The organism is Bradyrhizobium sp. WU425, assembly GCF_021052305.1.
GTDB classification, from domain to species: Bacteria; Pseudomonadota; Alphaproteobacteria; order Rhizobiales; family Xanthobacteraceae; genus Bradyrhizobium; species Bradyrhizobium canariense_D.
The window spans coordinates 3630765-3646547 of record NZ_CP088089.1 but is presented as its reverse complement, the minus strand read 5'-3'; the positions used below and the strand labels follow the sequence as shown (position 1 = coordinate 3646547).

The window sequence follows — 15783 nt, the reverse complement described above, 5'->3', positions numbered from 1 at the left end:
AGCTCCGCCCGCCGCATCCCCGCGTGGGCTCTCCGCCTTAACAGGCGATCATTTAATTAGTTCCTGGCCCAGCCGTTCGGTTCAAATGGCGACGCCAAGTTTTTCGGCCAACCCCCAGGACAGTAACTTTTCCGCTACCCCGCACTGCCGGCCTTAGGTCCGGCGTGCTGCCACAAGCGAACACTTCGCCTGATCGGCATTCACGTTGACGAAGCCGACAGGAATGCGCGCAAAAGTCTTGCGGCTCTTCATGCTGACCGGATCCGCCAGAACGCGGGTGCGGTCGGTGAGATGACTGCCATCACGCCGCGCAAAAGCGCAGACGATCTCGACATCCTTTACGGCATAGTCGTTGTCGTTGCGCAGCGTGAGCGTCACCAGCGCCTTCGATCCAAGGCCGCCGCGGCGCCAGGTCTGAGATGAAATCCTGATCCGGCCGAGTTCTGCCATTGTCGGAATCTGAGCTTCGGAGGCCGGCGACACGGCGACCGCATCGCGCGAAGGCGCCGTCTCGACGGCTGCCACGTCAGACCTCACCGGTTCGGCACTGTTGCCTCTGGAGACGGGGAGCAGCATCCAGATGCCGCAACCGACGATGATGGCCGCCAACAGCCACAGCAGGCCTCGCCCAAATGAAACGCTCGCGATCGTCACCGCCCGCGCCAGTCGTTCGCCGGTCCCGGCGAAACGCCCTAACCCGATGCGGTCAAACCCAGCGCTCATGGTTGCCTCACCGATCGCAGCGGAAGCACGTTTCGACAACGGATTCGGCCACTGCTTACTTAATCCGGAAGGCGAACTAAGGTTCCCGCGCAGCTGCCGAGTCGGCAAGAGCGGTGGCGGTCACGGGCCGAGCCCGCTAACATGCGCTGCAACATCAAGATCCGTCGGGAGAACACGAAATGCTAGTCGTCACTTGGGATCACGTCCATCTGCGCAGCCCCGATCCGGAGGCCACGGCGGCCTGGTTGCGGGACATCCTCGGTGGCGAGATCGTGCAAGCGCCCGGACGGATCGACGTGAATCTCGGCGGCGCAAGGATCTTCATTGCGCCCCTCGAGGGCGACAATGCGGTCAACCCGCCGCCGCCGCACCCGCATCAAGGCCTCGACCATTTCGGTCTCACGGTGAAGGACATCGACGCCGTCGCCGCCGAGCTCAAGGCCAAGGGCGTCACTTTCACGCGCGAACCGACCACGATCCGCCCCGGCGTGCGCATCTGCTTCATCCGCGGCCCCGAAGGCATCTCCATCGAGCTGCTCGAGCGCGACAAGAAATATACCTGACACGGCGCGCGCCGCTCACCGGGCGACGTTGCCTCCCGGCGTGCCTCAAGTCATGCTGCCGGGCATGAAGCAGCGGACGGCGACGCCGGCGACGCCCATGTAGCCATAGATCGGCCAGACCATGGTGCGCCCCACCCGGCTCGGCTCCGAGATCACGGCCTCCTCGGGCACCTCGACCCAGACGAGCTCCTGCGGTCGGCCGTCGATCACGTAGCCATAACGCGGGACGCGGACCCGATAGTGCCCGTCCTTGCTGTCCCAGTCGGTGTCCGAGAGCGCCGAGCCGTCGGCATCGGAGCAACAGGGCCCCTTGCCGCTTCGCAGTCCGTCGAACCAGGCCTTCAATTCGGCATTGGCGTTGACGAACTGGCCGCGGTCGCGCGCGTGGCCGAAGGGGGCCGCGAGTGCGATCAGGGCCAGGACGCATGCTAGGCTCGCCACGGTTCGCCAGCATGCCGCGCCGCCGATCCGCCGTTGTCGTGTTTCGCAAATCGTGGGACGCACACTGTACAGATGCGGCTTCTCGCCGCCGGAATCGATCCAGTTGCTCACGTTTGTCTTGCTCCAGCCCCCCGCGGCCAGTGCAACAATGGTTATGCATTTCGCGGGCCAACTTGATTCGCAACGACTGGCCTCGCTTCATGATCAGACCGTCATGGCGGTGTCATAGACAAGCCGGGACAATTACGGCTCACGGGCAAGCTCGCAAGGTCGCGGCCAAACTGCCGCGTTGCGTGGCCGCATGCCCTTTGGCATAAATGCCCTACCGGTTACGCCATTGGGCGATGGCGGCCAGCCTCGGGACGTTATGAAGAACGGCCTCTATTCGATTCACGTGAACCTGCTCGATGGTCGGGTCGGCAAGGGCAGCGGCGTGATTCTTTTTCGCGACGGCAAGATTCTTGGCGGCGATGCGTACCTCTACTACACCGGCAGCTACACGGTGAAGGACAACACCTTCAAGGGTGAGGTGCTGGTCCAGCGTCACACCTCGCCGCGGGGCGACGACAATCCGCTGTTCGGCGGGCCTGCCGCGGTCGGCATCGGCGTCAGCGGCACGTTCACGGAGACGCGCGGGGACATGACGGGCACCGCGCTGGTCGGCAAGGCCAGCCAGATTTTCGGCGCGACGCTGCACAAGCTTGCGGAGGTCGACTAGGACTTCGGTTCTGATTGAATCAACCAAAGCTCTCAATTGTTGATTCGACGCGTTTTCATCACGCGAACGGCATCCACTTCGCTCGAAAACCGCTAGCTATTCGGCGGCCTGCTCGAGCGGCGCCACGCGCGGCAGGATGATCTGGATACGTGTGCCGCTGCCCGGTTCGGAATCCAGATCGAGCCGTCCGCCGAGCCTGTTCGTGACGATGCTGTAGACGATGTGCAGCCCGAGGCCGGTGCCGCCCTGATCGCGCCGCGTCGTGAAGAACGGATCGAAGGCACGGCGGCGGACGTCGAGCGACATGCCGCAGCCATTGTCGGAGAAGATGATCTCGACATTGTCCTTGCCGGACTCGCGCACCTGGATGTCGATGGTGCCCGGCCGGCCGTCCGGGAAGGCGTGCGCCACCGCGTTGAGAAACAGATTGGTCAGCACCTGGCCGTAGGGTCCGGGATAGCTGTTCATGGTCAGATCAGGCTGGCACTCGACGTTGAGCGTCAGATTGTGCTTGCGAAGGCCGGGCCGCAGACTCATCACCACCTGCTCGGTGAGGTCACCGAGATCGAAGCTGCGCTGGTCCGAATAGTTGCGGTCGGCGGCGACCTGCTTGAACGACTGGATCAGCTCGGCGGCGCGATTGAGATTGGCGACGAGCTGCGAGGACGCGTCGCGGCTGGTATGGAGAAAGTCGTTGAGCGTGGAGCGGCGCAGCTCGCCGCGTTCGACTTCGGCGGTGAACATCGCGGTCTTGCGCTCCAGCGCGGAGGCGACCGTGAGGCTGATGCCGACGGGATTGTTGACCTCGTGCGCGACGCCGGCGACGAGGCGCCCGAGCGCCGCCAGCTTCTCCGCCTCGATCAGCGAGGCCTGGGTCTCGCGCAGATTGCGCAGCGCGGTCTCGGCGGATTCCTTGGCTTTCCGCATCTCCTGCTCGCCGCGCTTGCGCTCGCCGATGTCGAGCGCCACGGTGACGATCCGCTCGATCTCGCCTTCGGCATCGAGCAACGGCAGCTTGTTGACGAGCCATTGCCGCATGTGGCCGGAAGAATCAATGTACTCCTCTTCGTAGAAGCCGAGGCCCTTTCGCAGCGTCAGCACGCGCTTGTCGCTCTCGTCGGACTTGGCCGCGCCGTAGCGCGACATCAGGTCGGCCGTGGTGCGGCCGAGCGCATCGCCGGGCTCGATTCCGAAGATGCCGGCCATGTAACGGTTCATCAGCACGTAGCGCAGGTCGCGGTCCTTGACGTTGATGACCGCTGGCACGGTGTCGATGACCTGCTGGAGCAGGCGCCGTCCTTCGGCAATGGCGTCTTCCGCGCGCTTCTGGTCGGTAATGTCGCGCAGCGTGCCCTCATAGCGGACGATGTTGCCCGCCTCGTCGCGGACGCCGGTGGCACTGTCGGACAGCCACAGGATGTCGCCGCCGCGCTGGCGCACCTGGTATTCGAACTCGCGCACCATGCCGTCGCGTGCCATCAGCCGCTGATATTCGCCGCGAGCCTCGGGATTGACGTAGATGGTGTGGGCGATGTCGTTGATGCTGTCGATGAGGTCTTTGGGGCTGTCATAGCCCATCATCCGCGCCAGCGCCGGATTGGCGTTGAGGAGGTCGCCGGCCGGCGTCGTGACATAGATGCCGTCGACCGAGCCCTCGAACAGTTTCCGGTAGCTCTCTTCGGCAAGGCGTTGCTCGGTCAGTGCGCGCACCGCCGCCTCGCGTGCCGTGTCGGCTTCCTCCAGCGCACGGCGGAACACTTCGGCCGCCCGCGCGATGTCGCCGATCTCGTTGTCGAGGTCGGCGGACGGGATCGAGGTGTTCTTCTCGCCGGCTGCGAGCGCGCGGATCGACCGCGCGATCTGGGCGAGCGGACGGACCGTCCGCCGCACCACGAAGCCGGCCGCGAGAATGCCGATCAGCACACCGATGGTACCGAGCACGATGCTCTGCCAGCGCGCCTCCGTCAGCGTGCGGGCAAAGTCGCGCGACAGCACGTGACCGCGCCGGGCGCTGACCTCGCGCAGCAATTCGGTGACGCGGCCGATCAGCCGACCCTCGGTTCCCAGCACCTCGCGGTCGATGTCGGCGATCTGCCGTTCACGGACCGCGACCGCGATGATCGCCTCGGCGTACTCGTTGACCGCCGATCTGAGCTTGGGATCAGTGACGCCCATCGCCCGCATGCTCTGCGCCGCCTGCTCGGCCGCGGACGGGTTGCGCGCAAGCAACCCAAGCGCGATCCGGCTCTGCGCTTCCGACAGGTGGGACGCCAGCTCTCGGTCCGCAGTGCCGGAGACAGCTGCGTCGAACTGGTCGCGGAGCGGCGGCAGCCCGGCAAGCAGCTGGGCGCGGCGGTCGATCAAGGTCGAGATCCGCTCCAGGCCGCTGCGATAGGTCGCAAGCCGCTCGCTGACGCCGTCGATCATATCCTGCTGCTCGGGCACGAGCTCGATGCGGGTCTTCTTCAGGATGTCACTGAGCGTCGAAGCCGCCTCGCCCACCTGCTTGAACTGGATGCCGGCGCCAGGGTCGGTGACGAAGTCGCGCGCGGCGAGCCGCAGCTCGTTCATGCGGCGGTCGATGTCCTCGGCGAGGTCGCCGACGCTCTGCAGCCGCTGCAGCTCGGCGAAGGTCGTGTCGATGTGCCGGATCGCAATCACGCTCGCGGTCGAGGTGACGATGATCACCGCCAGCACCAGAAGGAAGCTGCCGAACGTGAGCTGGCCGATGGAGAGCGAGAAAGTTCGCTTTTTCTCAGGGGTCGGCGTCAATTCGGCGGACATTGGTGATGTGTGGACCGGGCCATTGGAGCTCCAATATACGACGTATTGCAGTCCCGGGGGAACATGCGTCTGGCCGTCGAATATCCTTAATGTTGAAGCCCTGCGCCGGCCTCCTTGGCCCCGGTTTTATGACGTTTTGACGTCGGCCGGCCGCCGCGCCGGGATAGTCATGGCGGCGACGCCGAGGACGACGCAGGCAAGACCGATCCAGGCGGTCCGGCTCAGGCTCTCGCCGAGGAAGGCGACGCTGATGGCAACCCCGATCGGCACGCGGAGATAGGCCTGCGCGGTGGTGCCGACCGAGCCTAGGGTCTGGATCAGGCGGAAATAGATCACGAAGGCCGCGGCCGTCGAGAAGGTCGCCAGCGCGAGCAGCGCCAGCACGGAACTCAGCGAGGGCGACAGCGTCCAGGGCTGCTCGACGATGAGCGAGGCCGGGAGCAGCGCCGCCGCCCCCGCCAGCAACGAGCCGGCCGCGGGCGCCATGGGATCGAGGCCCTTGAAGCCGCGACCGAAGATCGCGGCGCAGGCGTAGCAGATGGTGGCGGCAACGATCGCGGCCTCCGCGACGAGGCCGCTTCCAACATTATGGAAGGCATCGACGCCGACGATCAGCAGGATGCCGGCCATGCCGGCGACCACCCCGACCAGCTTTCGCGGTGTCGTCGCCTCGTGACGCGTCACGACCGCCGTGAGCAGGAAGGTGAAGATCGGGCCGGCCGAGTTGAGGATGGTCGCAAGCGCGGCATCGACGTGGCGCTCGCCCCAGGCGATCAATGTCCAGGGGATCACGCTATTGAGCACGGCCTGAAAGGCGAAGCGTTGCCAGGTCGCGGCATCCGTCGGCAGCCTGATGCCCCGCGCCCACATGATCGCGAGCAGCAGCAGGCCCGCAATCGTGGTGCGCGCCGCGATCAGCGTGATCGGAGGAATGGTGGCGACGCCGAGCTTGATGAAGGTGTAGGAGCCGCCCCAGAGCGTTGCGAGCGCCAGCAGCAGCGCCAGCTCGACGGCGATGTTGTTGTCCTGCCGATTGCCCTGTCGGTTGTCCATGTCGCGCGCTCGATCCCGTTGTCAGGGACGGAACCTAGCGCGTCTGCCCTCGCCGATACTTCGCTTTGTATCGAAGTGTCCTAGCCGATGGCCCCGACCTCGAACACCTCACCGTCATAGCCGGCCTCGCGGGGAATGCGGAGCTGACGGCCGGTTTCGGTCTTGGTCATGACAGGCATCACCGTCACGACGGACATGCCGCGGGCGTGCTCGAGCGCGGCGCTCACGCTGCCCTGCTTGGCGAGCCGGATCAGATTGCGCGTGGTCGGGAACGGCAGCTTGAAGCGTCCGCTCTCGCCGCCCTCCACCGCCTCGCGTGGCGAGACCCAGATCGAGTCGGTCGATTCCCGGCCATCATGCGCGCCGAGCTGGTCGGGCGGCGCGGCCGCAAGGAAGAACCAAGTGTCGAAACGTTTTGGCATCCCCTCGGGCGTGATCCAGTGTGCGTAAGGCACCAGCGTATCGAGCGCGAGCTGGAGGCCGTTGTCGGCCAGAATGCTCAGGAAGCTGATCTTGTGCTCGTTGAGCGCGACGCGATGCGCATCGGCGATTTCGCCGGCGCGCTTGGCATCAACAGGCGTGCCCGAGTCCTTCGAGCGCGCCAGCAGGATGCCGCTTTCCTCAAAGGTCTCGCGGATCGCGGCGATCCGAAAGCCGCGGTCCGCTTCACTCAGCCCCTCGCCGCCCGAATACAGGTCGGAGCGCTTGACGATCTCCTGATCGCCGGCATCGACGCTGCCACCAGGAAACACCAGCGCGCCCGAATTGAACTCGATCTGATGATGGCGAACCATCATGAAGACTTCGATTTCGTCGCGGCTCTTGCCGTCGACCGTCACGCCGTCGCGCAGCAGGAGGATCGTCGACGCAGGGCGTGATGCTGATGCCTCGGCCATTCGACTAACCTGCGGCGCTGGATTGCGGGCCGAGATTGGCGCGCTTGTCGACGCGGGCGACGCGCGACAGCAGGTAATCGACCTCCGCCTTCGCCATCGGGGTGATGGTGGCGCCGGGCTTGCGCTGGGCGCTGGAGGCAATGATGCCGCGCTTCTGCAGCACGTATTTGCGCACGGCAAGGCCCGCGCCGGGCTGCTGCTCGTAGCGGATCAGCGGCAGATGCGCGTCGAACAGATCATGGGCGGCGTCGCGCTTGCCTTCCTTCGAAAGCCGCACGACGTCGATCAGGAGTTCGGGGAAGGCATAGCCGGTCATGGCGCCGTCGGCGCCGCGCTCCATCTCGAAGTCCAGAAAGAGCCCGCCATTGCCGCAGAGGATCGAAAGCGGCCGCAACGAGCCGTCCTTCTGGAAATTGCGCAGCGTCGAGATCTTTTCCAGCCCCGGCCAGTCCTCGTGCTTGAGCATCACGCAGTTCGGATTGTCGGTGACGATCTTGCGGATCACGGCCGGGGTGAACACCACCGACAAGGTCAGCGGATAGTCCTGGAGCACCCAGGGCACGTCGGGGCCGATGGCCTCGGCCGCCTGCTTGTAATAGCCGACGATCTGGTCGTCGGTCCGCAACGACGGCGGCGGCGCGATCATGACGCCGGCCGCGCCCGCATCCATCGAGGCCTTCGCCAGCGAGCGCATGGTGGCAAAGCCCGGCGCGGAGACGCCGACGATCACCTGCATCTTCTTGGCGCGCTTGACGAAGCGTACCGCCACCTGTTCGGCCTCGGCGGCATCGAGCTTCGGGGCCTCACCGAGGATGCCCAGCACAGTGACGCCGTCGCAGCCGACCTCCTCGTAGAAATCGGTCAGGCGGTCGATCGAGCGCTCGTCGATCCGGCCGTCATCGTGGAACGGCGTCGGCGCGATTGCGAAGGTGCCCTTGGCGTCGGCGGTAAGTTTCATCGTTGTCCTTGTTTCTCTCTGTCGATGGCTAAAACCGCCGCGCGCCCATCTTGATCTGCTCTTCGGAGAAGAAGATCTCCTTAGCATGATCGGCGATGTCCTGGGCCTTCCAGCCCGTGTGCGGCGGCTTCCAGCCGTCCATTTCCATCATCCGCATCTCGCGCACGCCGCGGGGCCCGGACACGCCCAGCACCTTGCCGGTCTGGTCACCGGACAAGTCGCTGACCATGTATAGCACGGCCGGCGCGATGCCGTCCGGACCCAGCGCCGCGCCGGGGTTCTCCTTATAGCGGGGCAGGTCTGCGGTCATGCGGGTCAGCGCGCCCGGCGCAAGCGTCCAGATCCGGATGTTGTATTTGCGGCCCTCGATCGCCAGCACGTTGGACAGGCCCCAGATGCCGCCCTTGGCCGCGCCGTAATTGCTCTGACCGAAATTGCCGATCAGGCCCGAGGTCGAGGAGGTGTTGACGATGACGCCGCCGCCATTTTCCCGCATCCAGCGAAATACCGGCATGGTGCAACAAAAGGTGCCCTTCAGATGCACCTTGATGACCTTGTCCCAGTCGGACTCAGACGCCTTGGCGAAGGTCTGGTCGCGCAGAATGCCGGCATTGTTGACGAGGATGTCGGCGCGGCCGAAATGCTTGATGGCGTCGTCGAACACCGACTGGCCGCCTTCCATGGTGGAGATGTCGGCGCCGTTGGCGACCGCCTTGCCGCCTTCGGCCTTGATCGCATCCACCACGAGCTGCGCCATCGATGTGTCGGCGCCGGAGCCGTCACGGGGCCCACCGAGGTCGTTGACGACGACGGAGGCCCCTTCCCGCGCGAACAGCTTTGCGTAGGCCTCACCGAGCCCCCCGCCCGCGCCGGTGATCAGCGCAACCTTGCCGTCGAGTAGTCCCATGGTGGCTCTCCCTGTTTTGTTCTTTTGCTCCGTCATGGCCGGGCCTGTCCCGGCCATCCACGAACTTGATCGCCAACCGCGCGAAGAACGTGGATGCCCGGGACAAGCCCGGGCATGACGAAATAACTCAGAGCGCGTCGAGCTGCATCATCACCCCAGCACCGTCTTGCCGTTCTTGATCACAGTGACGCCGCGCGACTTTACCTTGGCTTCGAACGATATCACGCTGCCGTCCTTCCAGAGGTCCATGGTCACGGTCTCGCCGGGATAGACCGGCGAGGAGAACCGCGCGACGTGCTGGCGGAAGGCGGAAGCGTCGTAATCGGCATAGGTCTGGAGCACGCCGCGGCAGGTGATGCCGTACGTGCACATGCCGTGCAGGATCGGACGTGGGAAGCCGGCCTTCTTCGCGAACTCAGGGTCGGAGTGCAGCGGGTTGCGATCGCCGCAGAGACGATAGACCAGCGCCTGGTCGGGACGCGTCACGATGTCGATGGTCGTGTCGGGTGCGCGGGACGGGCTCTTGTGCGGATCCGGCTGGGTCAGGTTCGGCCCGCCAAAGCCGCCGTCGCCGCGGGCGAAGCGGGAGGCGACCAGAGTTGCCAGCTTCTCGCCCTTCTCGTTCTTGAGCACGGTCTGATGGCTGATGACCACGCCCTTGTCCTTGCCCTTGTCGTAGACTTCGACCACGGAGGAATCGGCGGTGATGTGCGCGGCGACCGGCAGTGGCTGGTGGAAGGTGATGTCGCGCTCGCCGTCCACCACCATCACGCGGTTGAGGTTCATCTCGCCAGGCCCCGCGCCCCACGCGGCGACGGATGCAAAAGTCGGCACCACCTTGAGCGGTCGCGGCGTCAGCGTGCCCTCGTTGACGAAGGCGAGCTCGTTCTCGTCCATCGGATCGGCGCCAAGCCCAATGCCGTAGGCATAGAGCATCACTTCGCGGTCGGTGTAGGCATATTTCTGGCCGAGGTTTTTGAGGCCTTTGAGTTCGTCGTATCTGGCGGACATTTTTGTTGTTTCCTCCCGGCAGTTTCAGCGAATGGCGGCGCCCATTGATGCGCCCTCTCCCCTTGCGGGAGAGGGCTCCAAGGTGCTCGCAACAAACTCGTTTGGGTGAGGGGTTCGCTCCGCATCGAACAATCTCTCGGTGGAGAGAGACCCCTCATCCGGCGCTTCGCGTCACCTTCTCCCGCAAGGGGAGAAGGGAAGAAAGCGACTACGCCGGCGTAAAGAACGGCAATGGCGCGCCGTCGGTCGGCTTGAACACCACCTTCACCTTCTGGCCGATCTTCAACGTCGTCAAATCGCAATCGACGAAATTGGTCTGGAGCGATGGGCCTTCCTTCAGCGTGACGTAGCCGATCGCGTAAGGGCCGGTCGGCGACTTCCGCATCAAGCTGTAGGTGTAGATCGTACCCTCGCCCGAAGACTCCTCCCACACCGTCTTGTCGGAGTAGCAGAACGGGCAGATCGCACGCGGGAAATAGTGCGCCTCGCCGCACGCGGTGCAGCGCTTGATCATGAACCTGCCCTCTTTGGTCGCATCCCAGAACGCGGCTGTCTCAGGGTTCGTCACCGGGGCCGGATATTTCTTGGCTTCGCTCATCACACGCGCTCCAGAATGGCCGTCGAGGCGGCGTGGCGAACACCCAAAAGCCCGCCGGTGCCGTGGGCGATGGCGAGATCGCAATTCTTGACCTGCACCTTCGGATGCGCCTCGCCGCGCAGTTGCCGCACGGCCTCGAGGATCTTGGTCATGCCGCCGCGATTGACGGGATGGTTGCTGCAGAGGCCACCGCCATCGGTGTTGAACGGCAGCTTGCCGACGCCCGAGATCAGATTGCCGTCGGCGACGAACTTGCCGCCCTCACCTTTCTTGCAGAAGCCGAGGTCTTCGAGCTGCATCAGGACGGTGATGGTGAAGCTGTCGTAGATCGAGGCGTATTTGATGTCCTTCGGCGTGATGCCGGCTTCCTCGAAGGCACGCGGGCCGGACCAGATGCCGGCGGAGTATGTGAGGTCGAGATCCTTGCCGCCGCGCGGGCCCTTCATCGCCTCGCCATGTCCGATCAGCTTGACCAAAGGCTTCTTCAGGCTCTTGGCGATTTCAGGCGTGGTCACGATCAGCGCGCCGCCGCCGTCGGAGACCACGCAGCAATCCATGCGATGCAAGGGATCAGAGATCATCGGCGAGTTCAGGACGTCCTCGACGGTCACGACGTCCTTGAGCATCGCATGCGGATTGTATTGCGCATGGTGCGAGGCCGCGACCTTGATCCAGGCGAGCTGCTCGCTGGTGGTGCCATAGTCGTGCATGTGGCGCATGGCACACATGCCATAGGCATTGTGCGTGGTCGCGCCGTAAGCCGTCTCGAAATCGGCCTCGGCGCCCGCCGCGCGCGGCGGCATCGCCCCGGTGCGCGGCTTGCCGGCCAGCGTGATCAGCGCGATCGAGCACTTGCCCGCGGCGATCGCTTCAGCGGCATGGCCGAGATGGATGATGTAGGAACAGCCGCCGGTCTCGGTGGAATCGACATGGCGGAGTTTTTTGGTGTTCAGCCCGAGATAATCAACCATCGGCCAGGCGCCGCCCGGGGCGTCGCCCGCGCAGAAATAGCCGTCGACATCGTCCTTGCTGAGCCCGGCATCCTCGATCGCGCCCTTGGCGACCTCGGCATGGAGTTGCGCGGTGGATTTGTCCGGCGCGTGCCGGGTCGGGTGTTCGTAGATCCCGGCAATGTAGGCCTTGCCCTTGATGGTCAAATAAGGTCTCCGCTGGCGTTTCTCACTTCCGGTTTTTTCTGAACCGCTGCCGCCCTGTTGGCAAGCGCGGAAATATTCCGTCGGGCGAGAGGGCAGCGGGCTGGCGCAAATGGCCGCCGCATCATCCGAGGTGCGGTGGAAGGCCCTGCTGCCGCAGTCGTCGTTGCGAGCGCAGCGAAGCAATCCAGGAATCTTTCCGCGGACGCACTCTGGAATTGCTTCGCTGCGCTCGCAATGATGGGAACGACGGGCAGAACCCTAAAGCTGTTTTGCCCGACGGCACAAGTGATTTCGTTTTATCGAAAAATGTTTTTTCGGGAAAACAACCCCATGCACAGTAGAACGGTGGTTGATTTCAAACAGGAATTTGCAGGGTGGATTACGAGTCCACCCCACGAAAATTCTACTCCGCCGCGATCTGCCTCGGCGCCGGCGGCGGGTTCGCGAGGTCGGCGGCGAGCTGGGCGTAGCGGGCCTTGGCGTCTGCTACGGCCTTCTCCTTCACCGGGCCGTAGCCGCGGATGCGGTCGGGCAGCGAGAGCAGCTCCACCGCGGTATCGATCGTCAGCGGCGACAGCAGGCCGAGCACGGTGGCGACGTCCTTCTCGTAGCCGGCGATCAGATCGCGCTCGAGCTTGCGGTCCGCACTGCGACCGAAGATGTCGAGCGGCGTGCCGCGCAGGAACTTGAACTTTGCCAGCACGCGGAACACCGGAAGCATCCACGGGCCGAAGGCGCGCTTCTTCGGGCGGCCGAGCGCATCGACGCCCCTGCTCAGAATGGGCGGGGCCAGGTTGAAGTTGAACTTGAAGTCGCCTTCGAACTGGTCGCGGAGCTGCTTTTCGAAGGCGCCATCGGTGTAGAGGCGCGCGACCTCGTATTCGTCCTTGTAGGCCAGCAGCTTGGCGTAGTTGACCGCAACGGCGCGGGTCAGCGCCTCGTCATAGCCGCCCTGCCTGGCGACGTCGCTGACCTGATCGACCAGCTTGCGGTAGCGTTTCGCGAGGCGGCCGTTCTGGTACGCCGTGAGATGCCTGGTGCGATGCTCGATGACCTCGTCGAGCGTCATTGCGTCCAGGGACTTGGGCGCAACGACCTCATCCGTTCCCTTCAGCATGCCTGCAAGCCGTGCGGGATCGGCGACCGCGAGGCGGCCGAGGCGGAAGGCTTCCTTGTTCATCTTGATCGAGACGCCGTTGACCTCGATCGCCTGCTCGATCGACTCCGCTGACAACGGCAAGAGGCCCTTCTGATAGGCGTAGCCCATCATCATCATGTTGGTGGCGATGCTGTCGCCGAGCAGCTGTTCGGCCGGCTTGGTGAAGTCGAAGAATACCGAGTCCTTGTGCAGCCCGGTTTCCAGCAGCCCGTTCAGCTTGCGGGTCTGGAAGTTGAAATCGCGGTTGAGGACGAAGTCGGCGGTGGGAATGACGTGGCTGTTGATGATGCCGCGGGTGCGGCTGGTGTCGCAGAGTGAGATGGTGTCCTTGGCCACCGCGACCACCTCATCGGCGGCGAGCACGACATCGGCCGTGCCCGTGACGATGCGCGAGCAGGTCACCTCTGCCGGATGATCGGACAGGCGGACGTGGCTCAGCACCGCCCCACCCTTTTGCGCCAGGCCCGACATATCGAGGATCATCGAGGCCTTGCCCTCGATATGGGCGGCCATGCCGAGCAGCGCGCCGATGGTCAGCACGCCGGTCCCGCCGACGCCGCCGACAGCGATGTTGTAGGGCTTGTCCAGGTTGGGGCGCGATGCCGGCTCGGGCAGATCGCCGATATCGCCGACGCCCGCCGGCGCGCGCTTGCGCATCTTGCCGCCATCGACGGTGACGAAGGACGGACAAAAGCCTTTGACGCAGGAATAATCCTTGTTGCAGGTCGACTGGTTGATGGCGCGCTTGCGGCCGAACTCGGTCTCGAGCGGCTCGACCGAAATGCAGTTCGATTGCACCGAGCAATCGCCGCAGCCTTCACACACCGCGGGATTGATCAGCACACGGCGCGCCGGATCCTCCATCGTGCCGCGCTTGCGGCGGCGCCGCTTCTCGGCGGCGCAAGTCTGCACGAACACGATCGCGGACGCGCCCTTGACTTTCCGCAGGGTCTTCTGGACCGCGTCGAGTTCGTCACGATGCGCGGTCTTGACGCCGGGCGCGATCTCGTTCGCCGGATAGGCGTCGGGATCTTCTGAGACCAGATAGATCTCGCGGATGCCTTCGCTGTGTAGCTGGAAGGTGATCTGCTGCGGCGACAATTCCCCGTCGACATGCTGGCCGCCGGTCATCGCGGTCGCGTCGTTGTAGAGGATCTTATAGGTGATGTTGGCGCCGGAGGCGATCGCCTGGCGGATCGCGAGGCTGCCGGAGTGGAAATACGTGCCGTCGCCGAGATTGGCGAAGACGTGCTCTTCCTTTGTGAAGGGGGCAACGCCGACCCACGGCACACCCTCGCCGCCCATGTGGGTGAAGGTCTCGGTGGAGCGATCCATCCACAGTGCCATGAAGTGGCACCCGATGCCGGCAAAGGCGCGACTGCCTTCGGGCACCTTGGTCGAGGTGTTGTGCGGGCAGCCGGAGCAGAAATACGGGGTGCGGGCGACAGGCGCGGTCGCCTGCATTTGCGACGCCTGGCGGCCGTTGAACCAATCGGCCTTGGCGCGCAGCATCGTTGCAATTTCGGGATTGAGATCAAGTCGAAGCAGCCGCTCGGTCAGCGAGCTCGCCAGCGAGGCGACGCTGAGTTCTTCGGCAAAGGGAAGGAAGCGCTTGTCGTGATCGTCCATCTTGCCGATAATGCGGGGACGGACATCGTCGCGCCAGTTGAACAGCTCCTGCTTCACTTGGTTCTCGACGATCTCGCGGCGCTCTTCGATGATGAAGATTTCCTCGAGTCCTACAGCGAATTGCCTGACGCCTTCCGGCTCCAGAGGCCACGGCATGCCGATCTTGTACAATCGAAGTCCGATCTTGGCGGCGACCTCGGGCGTGATCCCGAGCTCGCGCAGCGCCTGACGGATATCCTCGTAGCTCTTGCCGGACGCCATGATGCCGTAGCGGGCGTTGGGCGAGTCCATGGTGACGCGATTGACCTTGTTGGCGCGTGCAAAGGCGATCGCGGCAAAGCCCTTGTAGTCCTGCAGGCGGCGGTCCTGGGCGAAGCGGTCGTCGGGCCAGCGCAGATTGAGGCCGCCTTCGGGCATCTCGAAATCGGTCGGGATCACGAACGGCGTCATCTCGTCGGTGAGGTCGATCTCGGCGGTGGTCTCCACCGTCTCCGTGATCACCTTCATGCCGACCCAGCAGCCCGAGTAGCGCGACATCGCGATACCCAGAAGACCCATCTCGATCATCTCGTGTACGCTCGACGGGTAGAGATAGGGCATCAGCGCCGACATGAAGGCGTGGTCGGATTGATGCGGGACCGTCGAGGATTTTGCGCCGTGGTCGTCGCCGGCGAGACACAAGACGCCGCCGTTCTTGGCGGAGCCCGCGGCATTGCCGTGGCGGAAGACGTCGCCGCAGCGATCGACGCCGGGGCCCTTGCCGTACCAGATGCCGACCACGCCGTCATACTTGGCGCCCGGCGAGAGGTTGAGCTGCTGCGAGCCCCAGACCGCGGTCGCGGCCAGATCCTCGTTCACGCCGGGCTGGAACTTGATGTTGTACTGCTCGAGATGCTTGCGCGCGGCGAAGAGCTGCTGGTCATAGCCGCCGAGCGGCGAGCCGCGATAGCCGGAGATGAAGCCGGCGGTGTTCAATCCCGCGGCACGGTCGCGCCGGATCTGGGCCATCGGCAGCCGGACCAGGGCCTGAATGCCCGTCGTGAAAATATGTCCGGTGTCCTGGGTGTATTTCTGATCGAGACTGATCGGACCCTGGTTGATGCCCATTATGTCCTCTTCCGCCCTTTTGAGCGCTTGGCTGCTTAAGCCGTTGCCTGCCCGTTGTTTTTAGCTAGGGCGCGCCGAC

The 15783-nt window shown here is 64.6% G+C and carries 13 protein-coding genes; 2 read left to right on the top strand and 11 right to left on the bottom strand.

Features of this window, described 5'->3' with window-relative positions:
- Positions 1 to 153: 153 nt before the first annotated feature.
- The gene (locus tag BcanWU425_RS17595) at positions 154 to 723 is read right to left on the bottom strand and encodes a hypothetical protein (protein WP_018455286.1); all 570 of its coding nucleotides are present in this window, start codon (positions 721 to 723) and stop codon (positions 154 to 156) included.
- A 179-nt stretch (positions 724 to 902) separates the two neighbouring features.
- On the opposite strand from BcanWU425_RS17595, the gene BcanWU425_RS17590 reads away from it, so the two are divergent.
- Positions 903 to 1286, top strand: a complete 384-nt coding sequence (locus BcanWU425_RS17590) for a VOC family protein (RefSeq protein WP_204511495.1) — start codon at positions 903 to 905, stop codon at positions 1284 to 1286.
- Between the two features lie 45 nt (positions 1287 to 1331).
- Here the strand turns inward: BcanWU425_RS17590 and BcanWU425_RS17585 are convergent, their stop codons facing one another.
- Positions 1332 to 1838, bottom strand: coding sequence for a hypothetical protein (locus BcanWU425_RS17585; RefSeq protein WP_204511496.1), 507 nt, complete (start codon positions 1836 to 1838; stop codon positions 1332 to 1334).
- Between the two features lie 256 nt (positions 1839 to 2094).
- Here BcanWU425_RS17585 and BcanWU425_RS17580 point away from each other — a divergent pair, with 256 nt between their 5' ends.
- Positions 2095 to 2445 carry a GrlR family regulatory protein gene (locus BcanWU425_RS17580; protein WP_018455289.1) on the top strand — a complete coding sequence of 117 codons (351 nt, stop codon included), beginning with the start codon at positions 2095 to 2097 and terminating at the stop codon, positions 2443 to 2445.
- A gap of 96 nt (positions 2446 to 2541) precedes the next feature.
- On the opposite strand, the gene BcanWU425_RS17575 is transcribed toward BcanWU425_RS17580, so the two are convergent.
- From BcanWU425_RS17575 to BcanWU425_RS17535, 9 genes are all read right to left on the bottom strand, one after another.
- Entirely contained in the window at positions 2542 to 5229 is a 2688-nt protein-coding gene (locus tag BcanWU425_RS17575; protein WP_231190745.1) for a PAS domain S-box protein, read from the bottom strand.
- Between the two features lie 126 nt (positions 5230 to 5355).
- On the bottom strand, positions 5356 to 6282 hold the full coding sequence (locus tag BcanWU425_RS17570; RefSeq protein WP_085351312.1) for a DMT family transporter: 927 nt from the start codon (positions 6280 to 6282) through the stop codon (positions 5356 to 5358).
- A gap of 80 nt (positions 6283 to 6362) precedes the next feature.
- Positions 6363 to 7178: an NUDIX hydrolase gene (locus BcanWU425_RS17565; RefSeq protein WP_204511498.1), complete on the bottom strand. Its 816-nt coding sequence runs from the start codon at positions 7176 to 7178 to the stop codon at positions 6363 to 6365.
- Between the two features lie 4 nt (positions 7179 to 7182).
- Positions 7183 to 8136, bottom strand: a complete 954-nt coding sequence (locus BcanWU425_RS17560) for a dihydrodipicolinate synthase family protein (RefSeq protein ID WP_018455293.1) — start codon at positions 8134 to 8136, stop codon at positions 7183 to 7185.
- 28 nt (positions 8137 to 8164) lie between these two features.
- Entirely contained in the window at positions 8165 to 9043 is an 879-nt protein-coding gene (locus BcanWU425_RS17555; protein ID WP_018455294.1) for an SDR family oxidoreductase, read from the bottom strand.
- Positions 9044 to 9193: 150 nt separating this feature from the next.
- The gene (locus BcanWU425_RS17550) at positions 9194 to 10054 is read right to left on the bottom strand and encodes a MaoC family dehydratase (RefSeq protein ID WP_018456496.1); all 861 of its coding nucleotides are present in this window, start codon (positions 10052 to 10054) and stop codon (positions 9194 to 9196) included.
- 208 nt (positions 10055 to 10262) lie between these two features.
- Positions 10263 to 10652, bottom strand: coding sequence for a Zn-ribbon domain-containing OB-fold protein (locus BcanWU425_RS17545; protein ID WP_085351309.1), 390 nt, complete (start codon positions 10650 to 10652; stop codon positions 10263 to 10265).
- Positions 10652 to 11809, bottom strand: coding sequence for a thiolase domain-containing protein (locus tag BcanWU425_RS17540; RefSeq protein ID WP_085360843.1), 1158 nt, complete (start codon positions 11807 to 11809; stop codon positions 10652 to 10654). The genes BcanWU425_RS17545 and BcanWU425_RS17540 overlap by 1 nt, the downstream gene beginning before the upstream one ends.
- Before the next feature lie 403 nt (positions 11810 to 12212).
- Positions 12213 to 15704, bottom strand: a complete 3492-nt coding sequence (locus BcanWU425_RS17535; RefSeq protein ID WP_204511499.1) for an indolepyruvate ferredoxin oxidoreductase family protein — start codon at positions 15702 to 15704, stop codon at positions 12213 to 12215.
- Between the last annotated feature and the right edge of the window lie 79 nt (positions 15705 to 15783).